Consider the following 19171-nt stretch of genomic DNA (forward strand, 5'->3'; position numbering starts at 1 on the left):
CATGCGCAGCAAACTGTTCGTTCCGGGATCGCGTCCCGAATTGTTCGCCAAGGCGCTGGCCGGCCAGGCCGATGCCATCTCGATCGACCTGGAAGACGCGGTGCCGCCCGAACGCAAGGAAGAGGCGCGCGCCAACGTCGCCGCCTTCCTGCGTTCGCCCGCGGCGCTGGCCAGCAGGAAGCTGATCATCGTGCGCGTCAACGGCCTCGATTCACCGTATTTCGAGGACGACGTGCGCGCCGTGGCCCAGGAGGCGCTGGGGCTGCTGAACCTGCCGAAGGCCGAATCGGCGCAGGACGTCGCCGCCTGCGCCGCCGCGCTGGCGCGCGCCGAGCAGGCCAACGGCGTGGCGCGCCCGACGCGCATCCTGGCGAATATCGAAACGCCACGCGGACTGCGGCTGGCGCACGAGATCGCCGCAGCCGACCCGCGCGTGGCCGGCCTGCAGCTCGGTTTCGCCGACCTGTTCGAAGCCCACGGGGTGGCGCGGCGCGACTCCGCCAACGTGCACGCGGCGATGTTCCGGCTGCGCATGGCGGCCGCCGAAGCCGGGGTGTTCGCCTACGACGGCGCCTTTCCCGACTTCCGCGACGCCGACGGCTTTCTTGCCGAGGCGGCGATGGCGCGCCGCCTCGGCTTCTGGGGCAAGAGCTGCATCCACCCGAACCAGGTAGCGCTCGCCAACCGGGCCTTCAGTCCGGACCAGGAGGAACTCGACCATGCGCGCCGCGTGGTCGAGGCCGCGCGCGCGGCCCAGGCCCAGGGCCTGGCCGCATTCACGGTGGACGGCAAGATGGTCGACCTGCCGTTCGTGCGGCGCGCGCAGGCGCTGCTGGCGCAGGCTCCTCAGGCTGCTCAAGCCGCGCCAACTGCTGCTTCCGAACCGGATGCGCCGCCGCGCCGGCCCTTGTCGGGCGTGCGCGTGCTCGACCTGTCCGCCTACATCGCCGGTCCCTACGGCTGCACGCTGCTGGCCGACATGGGCGCCGACGTGATCAAGGTCGAGCCGCCGGGCGGCGACAACCTGCGCAAGTACCCGTCCACGCTGGAAGCCGAGAGCCGCGCCTTCCTCGGCGTGAACCGCAGCAAACGCGGCATCGCGCTCGACCTCAAGCAGCCCGAGGGCCTGGCAGCGCTATTGACGCTGGTGGACGGCGCCGACGTCCTGGTGCACAACTTCCGTCCCGGCGTGCCGGAGCGTCTCGGGATCGGTTACCAGCAGCTGCGCGCGCGCCGGCCCGGCCTGGTCTATTGCGCCGTCACCGGCTACGGCGACGGCGGACCCATGAAGGACAACGCCGGCTACGACCAGGTGCTGCAGACCTTCACCGGCATCTGCGCGCTGCAGGGCGCGGCTGGCGGACCGCCCGAGATCGTGTACGGCTCGGTGGTCGACTACTACGCGGCGGCGCTGCTGGCCGGCGGCGTGTCGGCCGCGCTGGTCGAGCGCGGCCGCAGCGGCCAGGGACAGTACGTCGGCGTGTCGCTGCTGCGCAGCGCGCTGGCGATGCAGTCGGCGCGCTTCGTCTGGGCCGAGGGCGAGCCGCGCGCGATCGGGCGCGACATGCGTTCGGGCGGCATTACCGGCATCCATCCGGCAGGGGAGGGCTATCTCTACCTGTCGGCCAACACGCCCCACTTCTGGCGCACCCTGTGCGAACGGACCGGCTTGACCGAGCTTGCCGATGACCCGCGCTACGACAGCGTGCGCAAGCGCGCCGAGCAGGCCGAGGTGCTGGTGCCGCTGCTGCGCGGCGCGCTGGCGCTGAAAAGTGCGCGTGAATGGGAACGGGTATTCGGCGCCGACGTGCCGTGCGCCGCGGCGCGCACGGTGGAAGACATGTTCGACCATCCGCAGGTGCTGGCGGAAAACATGGTCGCCACCTTGCAGCACCCGGCGCTCGGGACTTACCGCGGCTTCGCCGAGGCGGTCCGCTTCGGCAATGCGTCGCCCGCCGCGCCCTTCGGCGCGCCCGCCTACGGCCAGCATTCGGACGAGGTGCTGGCCGCGCATGGCTACACGCCGGAAGAGATCGCGCGCCTGCGCGGACTCGGCGTGCTGGCCTGAACCACGACATGACAAGCGATTCGACGATGACGATACGATTCTGGATGGGGGCAGGCGGCGCATCGGCCCGCCTGTGGGCGCCGCTGCTCGCCGTGCTGTTTGCTTTGCTGCTTAACCTGCTTCTGGCGCTGGGCGCCGGCCCGGCCCGCGCCGACAACCTGGTCACCCTCCGCACCGCCGACCTGCCGGCGCCGCCGGGCATGACCCAGCCGCCGCGCCTGCTGGCGCTGGGCGAGCGCCTGCTGGCGCTGGACGCTTCCTCGGCCTGGCTGCTGGACGCTGGCAACAAGACCTGGCAGCGCCAGCCCGGCTGGACGCCGCCCGCCGGCGTCGTCGCCAGCGCTTCTGGTGCGGTTGGCGCCGTGCTGCTGGCGGATGCGGGCGCACTGCCGCTGCGCCTGACGCTCGATGGCGGGGTGCTGCGCAGCGCGCCGCTGCCGGCCCTGCCCCTGGCGCTGCGCGGTCCGCGCGCCGCCCTGCTGGGCGACACCCTGTACGTGGCCGGGACCGACGGCGCCGGCGCGCTGCAACTGCTGGCGCTCGAACTGAACACGCAGGGCGCGGCCTGGGCCGCCATGCCGGCCTGGCCGGGGGCCAGCGGCGCCGTCACTTCGCTGGCGGCGCAGAATACGCGCGTGGTCGCGACCCTGGCGGATCCCGCCGGCGGCGGCGAGCACCTGGTCACCTGGAACGCCAGGAAAGGCTGGCGCACCGCGGCGCGCGCGGCCGGACGGGTGCTCGACGGCGGCGTGCGCGCCACCGGCCAGGCCCACCTGCTGTACTTGCTGCAGACCGCGGCCGGGGCCGAGCTGTGGACCTACCATACGATTACCGATACCTGGGCGCGCCAGGGCGCGGCCGGCGTCGTGGGCGCACCCGGCGCGCAGCTCGCCGGGGCGGCCGGCTGGGGCGCCGGCCTGGTGTGGGCCGCCGCCGGCGCCGACGGCAAGACCGTGTTCACCACCGGCGTGCTGGAAGCCGGGCAGCGCCTCCTGCGGCCGCTCGACTGGGTCATGATCATTGCCTACCTGGTCGGCATGCTGGGCATCGGCTGGTACTACTATGCGCGCGAGAAGCGCAACTCGACCGCCGACTTCTTCGTGGGTGGACGTTCGATTCCGTTCTGGGCCGCCGGCATCAGCCTGTACGCGGCCAACACCAGCTCGATCAGCTACATCGCGATTCCCGCCAAGGCCTTCGAAACCAACTGGCAGTACATGACCAACAACCTGATCGCCGTCATCGCGCTCGGTTTCGTCGCGGTCGCCATCGTGCCACTGCTGCGCCGCCTGAACCTGATGTCGGTGTTCCACTACCTGGAGATCCGCTTCCACCCGGCGATCCGCATGCTGGCCAGCCTGATCTGCATCCTGGTGCAGATCGGCAGCCGCATGAGCGTGATCCTGCTGCTGCCTTCGCTCGCGATCGCCACCATCACCGGCATCGACGTCACCTGGAGCATCCTGATGATGGGCGGCTTCACCATCGTCTATACCGCGATGGGCGGCATGAAGGCGGTGGTCTGGACCGACTTCGTGCAGCTGATCGTGAAGATGGGGGGCGCGCTGTTCGCGATCGGCTTCATCATCTGGAAGCTGGACGGCGGCGTAATGGAGTTCGTGCAGACCTCGATGGCCGAGGACAAGACCAGGCTGTTCGACTTCAGCTGGGACCTGACCCAGCCGACCGTATGGGGCTTCATCTTCCTGGTCATCTTCGACGTCGTGCTGACCTTCCCGAAAGACCAGGTGCTGATGCAGCGCGCGCTGTCGACCAGGTCGGCGCCGGAGGCGACCCGCTCGATCATCACCTTCGCCCTGATCTCGATCCCCGGCGGCTTCATCTTCTACACCATCGGCACCGCGCTGTTCGCCTTCTACAAGAGCAATCCGGAGCGCATGAACCCGGCGCTGTCGATCGACGCCACCTTCCCCCTGTTCATCGCCGCCGAACTGCCGGTCGGGATCACCGGCCTGATCATCGCCGGCATCCTGGCGGCCGCGATGGCGACCTTGTCCGGCATCATGAACAGCGTCGCGACCCTGGCCTCGGTCGACTTCTACGAGAAGATGGTGAAGAATCCGACGCCGAAGAAGAGCGTGCTGTTCGCCGAAGTGGCGACCGTGGTCACCGGCCTGATCGGGATCGCTGCGGCGCTGTGGCTGTCGCGTTTCAATTCGCATTCGCTGTTCGACGTCTCGATCGAGCTGGCCGGCCTGCTCGGCGGCGGCTTCGCCGGCGCCTATACCCTGGGCATGTTCACCCGCCGCGCCAACTGGCAGGGCGTGGCCCTGGGCATCGCCGGCAGCACCTGCCTGACCACCTATGCCTGGTCGGTCAAGCTGGTCCATCCCTACTTCTACCTGCCGGTCTCGATCATGCTGTGCATCGGCATCGGTTACCTGGCCAGCTTCCTGTTCCCTGCGCCCCGGCAGTCGCTGGCGGGCCTCACCATCTACGCCGACAAGTAAGGCGGATCACCACTTTGCATACCATGCCCACATCCAAAGAGCCGAAGTTCTACGATACCCCGCTGCCGCACACCATTCCCGCCCACCTGCCGCTGCCGGGCAAGTCGCCGGATTGGCCCTTCCTCACCATCGGCAAGTGGAAGATCGAGGTCAACAACTACGCCGAGAGCTGGCGCGAACAGCTGGCGATCTGGCGCACCGAGCACAAGATCCGGATGGGCTACAGCGACGCCGAGTACCGCCATCCGAAGCTGCAGTGGGCGCAGAAGAATATCGTGCACACCCAGATGATGGTCGAGGACCGCTATTTCTACGACCCGCACACGCGCCGCTACACGGTCGACCGCTACCTCGACGACCTCGAGCAGCGTTACGGCGGCATCGACAGCGTGCTGGTCTGGTATATCTATCCGAACATCGGGATCGACAACCGCAACCAGACCCAGCTCGCCCACGACATGCCGGGCGGCCTGGAAGGATTGACGGGCGCGGTGCGGGATTTCCAGCGTCGCGGCGTCAAGGTGTTCCTGCCCACCATGCCATGGGATAACGGCACCCACGACCAGGGCCAGAGCGACTGGGACGCGGTTACCGCACTGGCGCTGGCGGTCGGCGCCGACGGCGTCAACGGCGACACCTATAACGGCGTGCCGGGCGCCTTCCGCGCCGCCGCCGACGCCGCCGGCATGAAACTGGTGTTCCAGCCCGAAGGCTCGCTCACCTCCGACGAAATGCTGCAGTGGAACCACCAGACCTGGGGCAAGGCGTCGACCGAGATCATCCCGGCGGTCAGCAAGGTGAAGTGGCTCGAGTCGCGCCACATGGTCAACCTCGAGAACCGCTGGTGCCGCGACCGCACCGACGACTTCCAGTACATGTTCTTCAACGCGATCGGCTACACCAGCTGGGAAAACGTGTGGGGCATCTGGAACGGCTTCACGGCGCGCGACGGCGAAACGCTGCGCCGCCTGGCCACCATCCTGCGCACCTTCCACCGCCAGGCGGTCAGCCCGGACTGGCAGCCGTACGCGATGGCGCTGCAGCAGAACGTCTTCGCGAGCATGTTCCCGGCCGGCGGCGTGACCCTGTGGACGGTGGTGAACCGCAACGAGTACGAGGTCGGCGGCGAGCAGCTCACCGTGGATCACGCGCCGGGCCGCCGCTACTACGACCTGTGGAGCGGCGTGCCGATCGAGCCGCTGGTCGAAGGGCAGGGCCTCGAGACCACCGCCACCTTCGCCTTCACCATCGAGACGCGCGGCTATGGCGCGCTGCTGGGGGTGGACGCCGGCGCGGCATGCGACGGCCTGGACGAGGTGCTGGCGACCATGCGCGACTTCGCCGCCAGGCCGCTGCAATCCTTTTCGGGCGCCTGGACCCCGCTGCCGCAGCAGCTGGTCGACAGCGGCGCCACGGCGCCGCGCGCCGAGGCGCCCGCGGGCATGGTGGCGATTCCGGGCGGCGTCTTCAATTTCGAGGTGACCGGCATCGAGGTCGAGGGCTATACCTGGGCCGGCATGGACTTCCAGTATCCCTGGGAGAGCACGGCGCGCCGTGCGCACCGCCATCGCATGAGCATCGCCCCCTTCCACATCGACCGCTATCCGGTGACGAACGCCGAATTCAAGCGCTTCCTGGACGCCAGCGGCTACTGGCCCGAGGACGACCACAACTTCCTGCGCGACTGGATCGACGGCGCACCGCGCGCCGGCTGGGACAACAAGCCGGTGACCTGGGTCGGCCTGGAAGACGCCCGCGCCTACGCCGCCTGGGCCGGCAAGCGCCTGCCGCGCGAGTGGGAATGGCAGTATGCCGCGCAGGGGCTCGACGGCCGCATCTACCCCTGGGGCAATACGTGGAAAGCGGAAGCCGCGCCCGCCGTGTTCACCGGCCGCGAGCTGCCGCCGCCGGCCGACGTCGACGCCCATCCCGCGGGCGCCAGCCCCTTCGGCGTGATGGACCTGGTCGGCAATGTCTGGCAGTGGACCGACGAATACGTCGACGAGCACACCCGCGCGGCCTGCCTGCGCGGCGGCAGCTTCTACGAGCCGCAGACCTCGCACTGGTACTTCCCGCAGGCGCGCCGGCTCGACCAGCACGGCAAGTACCTCTTGATGGCGCCATGCAAGGACCGTTCGGCCTTGCTCGGCTTCCGCTGCGTGATGGACGCCGCATGACGACGGAACCCGACCTGTTTGTCCTGTCCGCCTTGCCAGGGCCCGGGCGGGTGCGCCTGGGCGGGCTGCTGGGGGAGGCACTGGACGCCAACCTGGCCGGCCGCCTGTCGCACTTCATCGCCGACGAGACCAGCCCCGCGATCGCGCTGTTCGGCCAGGCCCACAAATGCTGCAACCATGAGGGCGACTGGTATGGCGAACATGCAGGCAAGTGGCTGGCCGCCGCCGCCCGTGCCGCCGCGCGCAGCGGCGACGCCGCCTTTGGCGCGCAGGTGCGGCGGGTCGCCGACTACCTGGTCGCCCAGCAGGAAGCCGACGGCTATCTCGGCACCTACGCGCCCGAGCGCCGCTTCACGGTACCGCAAGGACCGGCGCCGCGCAGCTGGGACGGCGCCCCCGCCAAGCGCACCTGGGACGTCTGGACCCACAGCTATCTGGTGCTGGGGATGATCGAAGCCTGGCGCTGCCTCGGCGAACAACGCTACCTGGACTGCGCGCGCCGCATCGGCGACCTGTGCCTGCACGCGCTGACCGAGGGCGGCATCGACGTCACTACCCAGGGCAACCACTTCGGCATGTCGGCCACCGTGCTGCTCGATCCGGCCGCCGAACTGTACCTGGCGACCGGCGAGGAGCGCTACCTGGCGCTGGCGCGCCGCGTGCTGGAGCAGGCCAACGCCCGGCCCGAACTGAACCTGCTGCCGCAGGCCCTGGCCGGCGTGGACGCCGCCGAGATCGCGACCGGCAAGGCCTACCAGCTGTGCTGGAACATGGTCGGCGTGGCCAAGCTGTACCGCGCCACCGGCGAGCCGGCGCTGCTGGAGGCGGTGCGCAAGGTCTGGGACAGCATTCGCGGCCACCACCTCAGCCTGGGCGGCGGACCGTGGGGAGGGGTTGCGCACCGCTCGCGCGAAGTGTTCAACCACCGCGGCGTGTTCAGCCCCTACGGCTACGTCGAGACCTGCTCGACCTTTTCCTGGATCCAGCTGAACCGCGAACTGCTGGCGATCACCGGCGAAGCCCGCTACGCCGAGGAGATCGAGCGCGCCGCCTACAACGACCTGCTGGGCGCACAGGCCCCGAACGGCGAGGACTGGTGCTACTACATCTACCCGAACGGAAAGCGCGTCCACACCACCTACTGGCGCTGCTGCAAGTCGAGCGGATCGATGGCGCTGGAAGAGCTGCCCGGCGTGGCCTGGACGGTGCGCGGCCGTGACGAAATCAGGGTCAACCTCTACGGACCGGGCGAGGCCAGGCTGGCGCTGCCGGCGGCCGGGGAGGTTGGACTGCGCCAGGACACCGCCTATCCTTTCGAAGGCGCGGTGCGCATCACGCTGGCGCTGGAACGACCTGCGCACTTCGTCCTCGCGCTGCGCTCGCCCTCCTGGGCCGGGCTGGTGCGCGCCACCGTGAATGGCGTAGGGGCGAGCGCAGCCGATGCGTTCGCGGCCGGTGGATGGATCCGCATCGAACGCGAATGGCAGGACGGCGACGTGGTCACCCTGGCGCTGCCGATGCGGCCGGTGCTGCACGCCCGGGTCAGCCAGAACACCCAGGAATCGCTGGCGCCCGACGGCTCGCCGGTGGCCCAGCAAGTGATGCGCTACGATTACGTGGCGATCACGCGCGGGCCGCTGGTCTACGCAACCAGCCTGATCGATGGGTTCAAGACCGAGGAGACGCTGCGCCTGCCGGAGGACCCGCAAGCCATGCTCGAAACGGCGCCGCCGCCCGAAGGCTACCGCGGGCCTGCGGTGCGCATGCACCTCGGCTACCGTGCGCCGCTCACCTTCCTGCCATATTTCGAAGCCGGAGGCCGCCAGGATGGCACGTGGCGCCTTACCTGGATGCAGGTGGCGCCGAACCTGGCTTGACTCGCCGCCAGCCGCGGACCCTGCCACGGCTTCCTTTCCGTTTCGCCCCGCGCGCGGTAATGGCCCGGGGCGTTTTTTTTGCCTGCCCATGCAGTGCACGCATGCCTGAGAATTTTCTAATACAGAAAACAACTAATATAATTTTCTGATTGTTTAATATTCGGAAAATAATGTAGTATTTTGAAAAAAGAGAGGTTTGACCGCGATCCCATTACCAGGAGTGCATCATGTACCGAAGCGTTCTGCAGCCGTCGAATACCGTGCCCGTAGCAAACGATCTCGCGCTCGCACAGCGCGGTCTTCCCCGCCGCAAGGCCCTATCCCTCGCCGTCGCCTCTCTTCTCTCGCTGGCCTGCGCCCAGGCCGCGGCCCAGGCCGGGCAGGGCGCCGATGCGGCGTCCAGCCCCGCCGCCGACGCCAGCGACCGCACCGAAGTCGTCACCGTGACCGCCACCCGGCGCCGCGAGCCGATCCGCGACGTGCCGCTGCGCGTCGAGACCATCTCCACGGAAGCACTCGAGCGTTCCGGCGCCGCATCGCTGACCGACTACGTCGGCTCGCTGCCGGGCGTGCACGTGGAGAGCGACGGCGGCCCGGGACGCGGCCAGGTCAACATCCGCGGCGTCGGCGTCGGCGGCCTGAGCGCGCCGACGGTCGGCATCTATATCGACGACGTGGCCTTCGGTTCCAGCACCGGCTTCGTCGGCGAGGCGGTGTCCTCGCTCGACCTGTCGCTGCTCGACCTGCATCACGTGGAACTGCTGCGCGGCCCGCAAGGCACGCTGTACGGCGCCGGCGCCATGGGCGGCCTGCTCAAGTACGTGACCAACGACCCCGATCCGAGCGGCCTGTCGGGCAAGGCCGGCGTGGCGGTGCGCCAGAGCCGCAAGGGGGCGCTGGGCCACACCGAGCACGCGGTGATCAATGCGCCGCTGAGCGAGGGCGTGGCGGCGCTGCGGGTGGCCGCCTTCAACGAGCATGACGGCGGCTTCCTGCGCGCGGTCGGCCCGGCGGCGGGCAAGCACGTCAACGACGGCGACACGCGTGGCATGCGCCTGTCGGTGCTGCTCGACCCGAGCTCCAAATTGCGCATGCGCCTGACCGCCACCCAGCAGGACATCGAGCGCGACGGCACCGTCATCGCCCAGTACGACGCCCGCACCGGCCAGCCCCTGCACGGCGACCTGACCCAGTTCCTGTACCGTCCCGAACCCTATTCGATCAGGACCGGGGTCCTGTCCGGCACCGTCGAATACGAGATGGGCTGGGCGCGCCTGAACGTGATCGCTTCCAGCCAGCGCTTCAAGGCCAAGACGGCGCTCGACGCCACCGACATCGTCGGCGGCGAAGGGCTGAACTTCGCGGGCCTCGACAACGATACCAAGCTGCGCAAGCGCAGCGCCGAGGTGCGGCTGACCTCGAGCCGCGGCCCGATCGAATGGCTGGCCGGCTACTACCATACCAAGGAAACCGGCAGCCGCTACCAGCGCCTGTTCGCCCAGCTGCCGGACAATTCGGAGATGGACTTCGTCACTTCCGGCCAGCCCTCGACCTTCCAGGAAAACGCCGTCTACGGCGACATCACCTGGAACCCGTCGGCCGAATGGTCGGTCACGGTGGGTGCGCGCAATGCCAGGAACCGCCAGCTCTACGGCACCGTCACCAACGGCGTGAAGGACTTCGAATCGGGCGGCAAGGAAGGCTCGAAGACCTACCTGGCCACGGTGCGCTATTCGATCGACAAGACCAGCAGCGTCTACTTCCGCGCCGCCAGCGGCTACCGTCCGGGCGGCCCGAACCCGCCGGCGCTCGACCAGGACGGCTCGGTGGTGCCTGGCGCGCCGCTGACCTTCGATGCGGACGAGCTGTGGAGCTACGAGGTCGGCTACAAGGCGGACCTGATGGACCGCCGCCTGTTCCTGGAGCTGGCCCTGTTCGACATCCGCTGGGACAAGCTGCAGCAGCCGGTCGCCTTTGGCGTCACCACCCTCACCGGCAACGCCGGCAAGGCCGAATCGAAGGGCCTGGAGCTGGCCCTGCGCTACAAGGTCAACGATGACTTCAGCGTGGACGGCAGCCTGGCCTGGACCGACGCCAAGCTGACGGAAGATGCGCCGGCCCTGGGCCAGTCGGGGGCGCGCCTGCCGAATACGGCCAAGGTATCGGCCTCGATCAACGCCAGATACGACTTCGACCTCGCCGGCAAGCGCGCCTGGGCGGGGGCGGGCGTGCGCCGCGTCGGCCAGCGCAATGCCGGTTTCGATTCGCCGCAGACTTCGATTCCCTATTTCAGCGTGCCGGGCTACACCCTGGTCGATGCGCAGCTGGGCGTGGACGTCGACGGCTGGGAGGTCGGGGCGTTCGTGCGCAACCTGACCGACAAGCGCGCCCTGAGCGGCGCCGACACCGCGCTGACCGCCTTCGGCGGCCCGCTGCGCGCCACGCCGGTGCAGCCGCGCACCGTCGGCCTGAGCGTGGCGAGGGCCTTCTGATGCGGCGCGCCTCCTTTGCCGCCTGGCTGTCCGCACTGGCCCTGGCGGCAGGCAGCGCCATGGCCCAGGCGCCGCAACAGCCTTCCGTTCCCGCCGCACCCAAGGCGCAAGCCCCGGCGGCCGTCTCCGGCGAAGTACCGGTCACGCCCGAAGCGAAGTCCGCCGCGCCGGCCTTGACCGCCGCCGACGTCGAGACCTGGCTGGACGGCATGATGCCGAGCGCCCTGCGCATCGCCGGCGTGCCCGGCGCGGTGGTCGTCATCGTCAAGGACGGCCAGCCCTTGCTGCAGAAGGGCTACGGCTATGCCGACTGGGACAAGTCGCAGCCGGTCGACCCGAACCGCACCCTGTTCCGCCCCGGCTCGATCTCCAAACTGTTTACCTGGACCGCGGTGATGCAGCTGGTCGAGCAGGGCAAGCTCGATCTCGACACCGACGTCAACCGCTACCTCGACTTCACCGTCCCGGGCCGCAACGGCAAGGCGCTGACCCTGCGCCACATCCTGACCCACACCACCGGACTGGAGGAAGCGGGGCGCGCCCTGATCGTCTACGGCGAGCACGGCTCGGACAACACGCAAGTCCTGAAGAACTACATCCCGCCCTACCTGTACGACCCCGGCACCACCCAGGGCTACTCGAACTGGGCCACTGGCCTGGCCGGCTACATCGTCCAGCGCACCAGCGGCCTGTCGTTCGACGAGTACATCGAGCAGCGCATCTTCGCGCCGCTGAAGATGACGCAATCGAGCTTCCGCCAGCCCTTGCCGAAAGCCTTGCGCGGCCAGATGTCGCAGGGTTACATCAGCGTCGACGAAGAACCGAAGGGCTACGAGGTCGTCAGCCTGCCGCCAGCCGGCAGCCTGGCCTCGCCCGGCTCGGACATGGCGCGCTTCATGCTGGCCTACCTGAACGGCGGCGAGCTCGATGGGCAACGCATCCTGAAACCGGAAACGGTGAAGCTGATGCATACCCGGATCACGCGCGGCATGCCGGACCTGAACGGCATCGGCCTCGGTTTCTACCAGCAGGACATCAATGGCCACCGTTCGGTCGGCCACGGCGGCGACACCATCCTGTTCCACTCCGACCTGATGCTGCTGGTCGACGACGGCATCGGCATCTACGTGTCGGTGAACTCGCCGGGCCGCAACGACCTGGGCAAGTGGCTGCGCGAGCGCCTGTACCACGGCTTCGCCGACCGCTACCTGCCCGATACCCGTCCGGCCGTGGCGTCCACGGTGGACCAGGCCACCGCCGAAGCCCATGCGAAGCTGATGGCCGGCGCCTACCGCAACAGCCGGCGCGAGGATTCGACCTTCTTCTCGATCCTGCAGCTGATCAGCCCCTTGAAAGTCGAGGCGGTCGAGGGCGGGCGCGTCGCGATCACGGTGGGCGGCAGCCGCAGCGTGTTCCGCGAAGTGAAGCCCTTCCTGTGGGAGGAAATCAACGGCAAGCGCCGCCTGCAGGCGATCGCCGAGAACGGCGTCGTCAAGCGCTGGGGTCTGGAGCCGTATGTGTTCGCCTTCATCTTCGAACCGGTGCCCTTCATGGCGAGCGGCACGATGCTGACGCTGCTGCTGGCGTCCCTGGTGGTGATCCTGGGCACGGTGCTGGCCTGGCCGGTCGTGGCGCGCCTGCGCCGCCGCCATGGCCTGATTCCGCCCCTGCGTTCGCTCACCTGGCTGCGCCTGGCGTGCTGCCTGGCGCTGGTCAGCGTGCTGCTGTGGGCAGGCGTCTTCGTCAAGATGGACAACAGCGACCCGGGCACCCTGCTGGCCCTGGCCCAGCTGAGCAGCTGGCTGGCCTTCCTCGGCGGCCTGGGCGTGGCGCTGTGGCATGCGCGCACGGTGTTCGCCGCCGGCGGCCGCAGGACGGTGCTGGTGCTGCCCGTGCTGTGGGTGCTGTGCTTCCTGGTCCTGACGGCGGTGGGCTTCGCCCATCATCTGCTGAGCTTCAACCCCAACTACTGATCCGCGAGGCGTTCGATGAAAGTGCGTACCCATTTCCTGTCCCTCCTCGCGGCCGCCACCCTCGGCCTGGCGCCGGCCCTGGCCGGCGCCCAGGGGCAGAAGTCGCCGGCCGACCTCGCGCCGACTCCCAAGCAGCAGCTGGCGCCGAAGGAAAAGGCCGAGGCGGTGCTGGACAAGAGCCGGGCCGCCGATCCGCAGGTGCCGGAAGCGCCGCGCGCGGCCGCCAATGGCAATGGCGCGGCCGGCGCGCACGCCCTGGAGGCCGCCGATCTCGAGGCCTGGCTGGACGGCCGCGTGCCGTATTCCTTGAAGAGCGGCGAGATCGCCGGGATGGTGATCAGCGTGGTCAAGGATGGCAAGGTCCTGCTGCAGAAGGGCTACGGCCTGGCCGACGTCGAGGCCAAGGTGCCGATGGACCCGGCCACCACCCTGGTGCGCCTGGGCTCGACGTCGAAACCCTTCACCTGGACCGCCGTCATGCAGCTGGTCCAGCAAGGTAGAATCGACCTCGATCGCAACGTCAACGACTACATCGACTTCAAGATCGAGGAAGCCTACGGCAAGCCGATCACCATGCGCGACCTGATGAACCACCGCGCCGGCTTCGAGGAAGGCTTGAAGGACCTGCTGGGCTACGATCCGAAGCGGGCCCAGACCACCGAGCGCTACCTGAAGGAACATCCGCGTCCGATGCTGTGGGCGCCGGGCGAGGCGCCGGGCTATTCGAACTATGGCGTGGCGCTGGCCGGCTACATCGTGCAGCGGGTCTCCGGCATGCCGTTCGAGACCTATGTCGAGCAGCACATCCTCAAGCCGCTCGGCATGAACCACTCGACCTTCGTGCAGCCGGTGCCGCAAGGCTTCCCGGGCTTCCTCTCGAAAGGCTACAACACCACGCAGGAGCCGCCGTCGCCCTTCGAGCTGGTGATCACGGCGCCGGCCGGCTCGTTCACCTCGACCGCCAGCGACATGACGCGCTTCATGCTGGCCCACCTGGGGCAGGGCAGCGTCGACGGCGTGAGCATCCTGGATGCCGCGACCACGGCGCGCATGCACAGCCCCAGCTACACCCACCAGGGCCTGCCCGGCTTCGGCACCATGGCGCACGGCTTCTTCCACGTGCAGCAGAACGGGCGCCTCGTGATCGGCCACGGCGGCGACACCATCGTCTACCACACCGAGATGAACCTGCTGCCCCAGGAAGGCGTCGGCATCTTCTTCACCTATAACAGCCGCGGCAAGGACAGCGCCGTGTATGGCGCGCGCAAGGAGCTGATGGACGGCTTCATGGACCGCTACTTCCCGGCCCCCGCCGCGGCGGAACCGCCGACCCTGGCCACGGCGCAGGCGGACGCGCAAAAGATCGCCGGCCGCTACCAGAGCTCGCGCCGGGTCGACCACGGCTTCCTGCGCTTCTTCTACCTGCTGCAGCAGACCGTCATCACCGCCAACCCGGACGGCACCATCGCCGTGCCGGATGGCCTGGGCGAGATGGGCACCTACCGCGAAGTCGGGCCGCAACTGTGGCGCAAGGTCGGCGGCGCCCAGATGATGGCGCTGCGGGAGATCAATGGCGTCAAGACCGTGATCGACAGCGACAATCCGGTGGCGGTGCTGCAGGAAGCGAGTTTCCTGAACTCGGCGCCGCTCAACGTCAGCATCCTGCTGCTCTCCTTTTTGATCCTGGCAACGAGCCTGGTGGCCTGGCCGGTGGGCAGCCTGCTGCGCCGCGCCGACCGCGCCACCAGCGGCGCCTCGCCGGAACTGGCGCGCCTGCGGCGCTTGCAGCGCTGGGCGGTGCTGGTGTCGCTGGTCTACATCGCGGCCTGGTTCATCCTCATCAAGCCGATCCTGAGCACCGACGTCGCGGTCTACCACAGCGGCATCGACTGGGTCGTCGGCCTGCTGGAAGCGAGCGGCCTGCTGGCGATCGGCGCGGCGGTGGTGGGCGTGTGGGTGGCGTGGCGCATGCGCCGCCTCGATGCTTCGCGCCTGACCCGCGTATGGTCGGTGCTGGTGGCGCTCGGCCTGGTGGGCGTGGTCTGGCTCGGCCTGTCCGGCCACCTGATCACCTGGAACCTGAACTACTGATATGCGCCTCTTCGTCGCCCATCTGGCCACCGAGACCAATACCTTTGCCGCGGCGCCGACCGGGCTGGGCGACTTCGAGGAGATCGGCATCCACCACGGCGATGCCAGCGTCCGGGATCCGGAAGGCGTGGGCGCATTCATTCGCTACTTGCGTGGCCTGATAGACGCCGACGGCGGGGAACTGGTGGAGAGCCTGTCCACGCTGGCCCAGCCGGGCGGGCGCACCGTGCGCCATGTGTACGAGGCGATGCGCGACGAGATCCTGGCGGACCTGCGCGCGGCGCTGCCGGTCGACGCGGTGCAGCTGCTGCTGCACGGCGCCATGGCGGCGGAGGGCGTCGACGATTGCGAGGGTGACCTGGCCGCGCACATCCGCGAGATTGTCGGCCCCGGCGTGCCGATCGGGCTCGAACTCGACCTGCACTGCCATTTCACGGAGCGGATGCGCACGGCCGCCGACGTCATCATCGCTTTCAAAGAGTATCCTCACACCGACACTGACGAACGCGGCGCGGAGCTGTACCGGATCCTGAAGGACGCTGCGTTGGGCAAGGTGCGCCCGGTCACCGCCGTCTTCGATTGCAAAATGGTCGGTCTGTGGCACACGACCCGCGAGCCGATGCAGGGATTTGTCCGGCGCATGCAGGCGATCGAACGCGCGCCGGGCGTGCTGTCGGTCTCGCTCGGCCATGGCTTCCCCTGGGGCGACGTGCCGGAGGCGGGAGCCAAGCTGTGGGTCGTCACCGACAATGACCCGGCGCTGGCGCAGACGCTGGCGCAGCAGCTGGGACGGGAATTCTGGGCGCTGCGCGAGCGCATCGGCCCGGAGGCCTGCAGCATCGACGCGGCGCTCGACGCGGCCTTCGAATCCGGCGCCGGCGGAGCGGATGCGCATGGACCGGCGGTGCTGGCCGACGTTGCCGACAACCCCGGCGGCGGCGCGGCCGGCGACAGCACTTTCATCCTGCGCCGCCTGGTCGAGCGCCGGGTCGCGAACAGCGTCGTCGGCGCGATCTGGGACCTGGGCGCGATCCACGTCTGCAAGGGCGCGGGCGTGGGCGCCCAGCTGGACCTGCGCATCGGCGGCAAGTGCGGGCCGGCCTCCGGCCAGCCGCTCGACCTGCGCGTGACCGTGCGCGCCATCGTCCCGAATCATTCGCAGAGTGCGCTCGGCACCCGCGAGCGCCTGGGCGACTGCGTGTGGGTCGAGGCGGCCGGCGGCCTGCACATCCTCCTGTGCTCGATCCGCACCCAGACCTATGGAACGGACGCCTTTACGGGCGCCGGCATCAGCCTGGCCGACAAGGCCATCGTGGTGGTGAAGTCGACCCAGCACTTCCACGCCGAATTCGCGCCGATCGCGCGCCAGGTGCTGTACGTGACCACGCCGGGGGCGATGAGCTTCGACTTCGCCGCCATTCCTTACCGCCTTCGTTCCCCGGATTACTGGCCGCGCGTGCCGGATCCGCACGGCTTGTCGGCAATTTAGCGTTCCGGAAAACGGGCACGCCGCGTTTTCAATCGTGGCAAGGCCGCACTATAATGGACGCACTAGAAGAGGACACCGATGGCTAGCAAACGCGCGATCAATCACGGACCGGACGCCAACCTGGGCGAATCGCTGCGGCGCATCCGCAAGGAACGCGGCATGACGCTGATCGAGGCCGGCGAGAAGAGCGGCATGCCGATGTCCACCATCTCCAAGATCGAGAACAACAAGATGTCGCTCAGCTACGACAAGCTGCTGCGCATCTGCAATGCGCTGGAAATCGATATCTCCGAGCTGTTCAGCGGCAGCCCCACGGTGGAAAAGGCGCCGGCGCCGGCCTCCAGCGGGCGCCGCAGCATCAACCGGCGCGGCACCGGCTACGTCATCAACACGCCGAACTATTCGCACCTGTACCCGGCGGCCGACTTGCTGAACAAGCGCTCGGTGCCGATCTTCGCCGAGATCCACGCGCGCTCGCTGGCCGAATTCGGTGAGCTGATCCGCCACCCGGGCGAGGAGTTCGCGCTGGTGCTGGAAGGCGCGGTCGACCTCTACACCGACCTGTACGCGCCGGTGCGGCTGGAGACCGGCGACTCGATCTACTTCGACAGCGGCATGGCGCACGCCTATATCGCGGTGGGAGAGGGCACCTGCCGGGTGCTGTCGGTGTGCACCTCGGACGAGCCGAGTTCGGAGGGCACGTATGCCTCGCTGATCGATCCGTCCGAGCCGGCGCCCGACCTGGTGCCGGACAGCGCGCCCGCGCTCAAGGCCGCCGCCAAGCCGGCCGCCAAGAAGAAAAAGCCGGCCGCTCAGGGCCGGTAAGCCGTCACTTCGATCTCGACGTCCACGTCGAAGGCCAGCTTCGCCTGCACGGTCGAGCGCACCGGCAGGTGCGGCGCCTTGAACCAGTTCGCATAGATCGCGTTGAAGCGCGCGAACAGCGCCAGGTCGGACAGCCACACCGTCACCCGCACCACGTCTTCCAGGCGGCTGTCCTGCTGCGCCAGGCTGGCCGCGATCCGCTCGAGCACGCTGGTGGTCTGCTCCTCGATCGTCCCGCGCAGCGGCGCGCCATCGTCGCCCAGCGGGATCTGCCCGGACAGGAAAACGAATCCGCCGGCGCGGACCGCTTTCGAAAAAGGCAGCGGCAAATCGCTGGGCGTGCGTGCGATGTTGGACATGACAATCTCCTCCTTTGAAAGTTTTCTGATTCAGAAATAAAAATCATTATCACCAGGCCCCCACGCGCCGTCAACCGTTTCGCCGCAGCTGTTGCGGAACGCGGTCCGCTTCCCGGAATTGTTTCAGAAAGTGCTTGCAAGGGCATCCGGCGTCGCATATCTTTCAGGTATAGAAGAATTTTCTTTTTCTGAAAAAAGTGGATCGTATGAGTCATGACACTGCGGATTTCATCGTGATCGGCTCCGGCATCGGCGGCGCCTCGGTCGCCTACTGGCTGTCGCAGCGGGCGCGCGTCATCGTGCTGGAGGCGGAATCGCAGCCCGGCTATCACAGTACCGGGCGTTCGGCCGCGCTGTTCATGGAAAGCTACGGGCCAGAGCAGGTGCGCGCGCTGACCCGCGCCAGCCTCGACTTCTTCCGCAATCCGCCGGCCGGCTTCACCGAGCACCCGCTGCTCACGCCGCGCGGCGCCTTCGTGTTCGGCACGCCGGGCCAGGAAGCGCTGCTCGATGAGCACGAAGCCCTGGTGCGCGCCACTTCCTCGCCGGTCGAGCGCCTCGATGCCCAGGCGGCGCTCGCATTTTTGCCGGTGCTGCGTCCCGACCAGGTCATCGGCGGGGTGCTGGAAAAGGATGCCGCCGACATCGATGTCGATGCCCTGCTGCAGGGCTTCCTGCGCGGGACCCGCGCGAATGGTGGGAATACCATCTACGACGCCGGCGTTACCAACATCCAGCGCATCGACGGCCTGTGGCAAGTCACGACCCGCGCCGGCACTTACCGCGCGCCGACCGTGGTGAACGCCGCCGGCGCCTGGGCCGACGAGGTCGCGCGCCTGGTCGGCGCCGCGCCGGTGGGCCTGGTGCCGAAGCGCCGCTCGGCCTTCATCTTCGCCCCGCCCGAGGGGATGGCGACCCAGGACTGGCCGCTGTTCCTCGACGCGACCGAATCCTTCTACATCAAGCCGGACGCCGGCATGCTGCTCGGTTCTCCCGTGAACGCCGACCCGGTGGCGCCGCACGACGTGCAGGCGGAAGAACTCGACATCGCGATCGCGATCGACAATATCGAGCGCCTGACCACCCTGCGCATCCGCCGCCCGACCCACGTCTGGGCCGGCCTGCGCACCTTCGCGCCCGATGGCGAACTGGTGGGCGGCTTCGATCCGGCCTTGCCCGGTTTCTTCTGGGCCGCGGGGCAGGGCGGCTACGGCATCCAGTCGGCGCCCGGCGCGGGGCGCTATCATGCGTCGGTACTGCTGGGCGAAGCGCCGGCGCCGGAGCTGGCGTCCTTCGGCTTCGATCCCGCCCGCATCAGCCCCGCACGCTTTTCTTCCTGAAGGCCGGCC

Annotated in this window: 11 protein-coding genes and 1 pseudogene; 11 read left to right on the plus strand and 1 reads right to left on the minus strand. The window is 68.7% G+C overall.

Annotation, left to right across the window (positions count from 1 at the left end; all coding sequences use genetic code 11):
* Position 1: 1 nt before the first annotated feature.
* From LQ564_RS11610 to LQ564_RS11655, 10 genes and pseudogenes are all read left to right on the plus strand, one after another.
* Positions 2 to 823: pseudogene (locus tag LQ564_RS11610) on the plus strand (HpcH/HpaI aldolase/citrate lyase family protein); the annotation flags it as partial.
* Positions 824 to 916: 93 nt separating this feature from the next.
* Positions 917 to 2068, plus strand: coding sequence for a CaiB/BaiF CoA transferase family protein (locus LQ564_RS11615; protein WP_371873482.1), 1152 nt, complete (start codon positions 917 to 919; stop codon positions 2066 to 2068).
* A 26-nt stretch (positions 2069 to 2094) separates the two neighbouring features.
* Positions 2095 to 4539, plus strand: coding sequence for a sodium:solute symporter family protein (locus LQ564_RS11620; protein ID WP_231058271.1), 2445 nt, complete (start codon positions 2095 to 2097; stop codon positions 4537 to 4539).
* A 23-nt stretch (positions 4540 to 4562) separates the two neighbouring features.
* Complete coding sequence (locus LQ564_RS11625) at positions 4563 to 6716, plus strand: formylglycine-generating enzyme family protein (RefSeq protein ID WP_231058272.1); 2154 nt, start codon at positions 4563 to 4565, stop codon at positions 6714 to 6716.
* Complete coding sequence (locus tag LQ564_RS11630; protein WP_231058273.1) at positions 6713 to 8593, plus strand: glycoside hydrolase family 127 protein; 1881 nt, start codon at positions 6713 to 6715, stop codon at positions 8591 to 8593. Before LQ564_RS11625 ends, LQ564_RS11630 begins: the two co-directional genes overlap by 4 nt.
* A gap of 227 nt (positions 8594 to 8820) precedes the next feature.
* Positions 8821 to 11085 carry a TonB-dependent receptor gene (locus tag LQ564_RS11635; RefSeq protein ID WP_231058274.1) on the plus strand — a complete coding sequence of 755 codons (2265 nt, stop codon included), beginning with the start codon at positions 8821 to 8823 and terminating at the stop codon, positions 11083 to 11085.
* Positions 11085 to 13058, plus strand: a complete 1974-nt coding sequence (locus LQ564_RS11640) for a serine hydrolase domain-containing protein (RefSeq protein ID WP_231058275.1) — start codon at positions 11085 to 11087, stop codon at positions 13056 to 13058. Before LQ564_RS11635 ends, LQ564_RS11640 begins: the two co-directional genes overlap by 1 nt.
* A 15-nt stretch (positions 13059 to 13073) precedes the next feature.
* Positions 13074 to 15149: a serine hydrolase domain-containing protein gene (locus LQ564_RS11645; RefSeq protein ID WP_231058276.1), complete on the plus strand. Its 2076-nt coding sequence runs from the start codon at positions 13074 to 13076 to the stop codon at positions 15147 to 15149.
* A 1-nt stretch (position 15150) separates the two neighbouring features.
* Positions 15151 to 16638, plus strand: a complete 1488-nt coding sequence (locus LQ564_RS11650; RefSeq protein ID WP_231058277.1) for a M81 family metallopeptidase — start codon at positions 15151 to 15153, stop codon at positions 16636 to 16638.
* Between the two features lie 78 nt (positions 16639 to 16716).
* Positions 16717 to 17463 carry a helix-turn-helix domain-containing protein gene (locus LQ564_RS11655; RefSeq protein WP_231058278.1) on the plus strand — a complete coding sequence of 249 codons (747 nt, stop codon included), beginning with the start codon at positions 16717 to 16719 and terminating at the stop codon, positions 17461 to 17463.
* On the opposite strand, the gene LQ564_RS11660 is transcribed toward LQ564_RS11655, so the two are convergent.
* Positions 17451 to 17822 (minus strand): RidA family protein, encoded by a 372-nt coding sequence (locus LQ564_RS11660; protein WP_231058279.1) that lies wholly within the window; start codon positions 17820 to 17822, stop codon positions 17451 to 17453. The two genes, LQ564_RS11655 and LQ564_RS11660, sit on opposite strands and share 13 nt — an antisense overlap.
* Positions 17823 to 18028: 206 nt before the next feature.
* Between LQ564_RS11660 and LQ564_RS11665 the strand changes: the two genes are divergently transcribed.
* The gene (locus LQ564_RS11665) at positions 18029 to 19162 is read left to right on the plus strand and encodes an NAD(P)/FAD-dependent oxidoreductase (RefSeq protein WP_231058280.1); all 1134 of its coding nucleotides are present in this window, start codon (positions 18029 to 18031) and stop codon (positions 19160 to 19162) included.
* The last annotated feature ends 9 nt before the right edge of the window (positions 19163 to 19171 follow it).

Origin of the sequence: Massilia phyllostachyos (genome assembly GCF_021044825.1) — a bacterium.
GTDB lineage: Bacteria > Pseudomonadota > Gammaproteobacteria > Burkholderiales > Burkholderiaceae_D > Telluria > Telluria phyllostachyos.